At 55.1% G+C, this 1151-nt stretch carries 2 rRNA genes; both read right to left on the bottom strand.

The features are described from left to right. A 23S ribosomal RNA gene (locus tag ACWF82_RS34385) occupies nucleotides 1–736 on the bottom strand; the annotation flags it as partial. 330 nt (nucleotides 737–1066) lie between these two features. Further along, a 16S ribosomal RNA gene (locus ACWF82_RS34380) occupies nucleotides 1067–1151 on the bottom strand; the annotation flags it as partial.

Genomic DNA, 1151 nt, shown 5'->3' with positions numbered 1-1151 from the left:
GACTCGCTTTCGCTACGGCTACCCCACACGGGTTAACCTCGCCACACACCGATGACTCGCAGGCTCATTCTTCAAAAGGCACGCCATCACCCCACCACCGAAGTGGAAGGCTCTGACGGATTGTAAGCGCACGGTTTCAGGTACTATTTCACTCCCCTCCCGGGGTACTTTTCACCTTTCCCTCACGGTACTAGTCCGCTATCGGTCACCAGGGAGTATTCAGGCTTACCGGGTGGTCCCGGCAGATTCACAGCAGATTTCACGGGCCCGCTGCTACTCGGGTATCTCCTACAACAGCCAAAGAGTTTTCGTCTACCGGACTATCACCGTCTATGGCGGGCCGTTCCAGACCACTTCGACTAACACTTTGGTTTCTTACTGTTGCCCAATTCGGCAGAACTGAGAAAGAAGACCCCACAACACCGCGTAGACAACGCCTGCCGGCTATCACATCTACACGGTTTAGCCTCATCCGCTTTCGCTCGCCACTACTCACGGAATCACTGTTGTTTTCTCTTCCTGTGGGTACTGAGATGTTTCACTTCCCCACGTTCCCTCCACACACCCTATATATTCAGATGCGGGTAACACGACATCACTCGTGCTGGGTTTCCCCATTCGGAAATCCTCGGATCTCAGCTCGGTTGACAGCTCCCCGAGGCTTATCGCAGCCTCCTACGTCCTTCATCGGCTCCTGGTGCCAAGGCATCCACCGTACGCTCTTAAACACTTACTAACAAAGATGCTCGCGTCCACTGTGCAGTTCTCAAACAACACACCCGCTCGTGAACATTTTCCAAGACCTGACCGACCAACTGGCCGACGGTTTCGAGGAGATCCGAGCGGATCGTTTGCTTTCGCCTTGAAAGACACTCGCGTGTTCTTTCAGGACCCAATAGTGTGTCGGTATACCCATCGCGACCTCGGACTTTGCCGATGCCGTATGCGATGAAAGTTGTCAGTGTTCCACCCATGAGCTCCAGCCGGACCACGTGTGGGCCCGAAACTGTCTCTGCCAGCAGCGATCTCGACTCTTCGAGACGCTCGCTGGAGAAGTGCTCCTTAGAAAGGAGGTGATCCAGCCGCACCTTCCGGTACGGCTACCTTGTTACGACTTCGTCCCAATCGCCGATCCCACCTTCGACGGCTCC

The sequence above is a fragment of the Nocardia sp. NPDC055053 genome (assembly GCF_053608285.1).
Note: the sequence above shows the minus strand (reverse complement) of the source record. Positions and strands in the feature narration are given on the sequence as shown.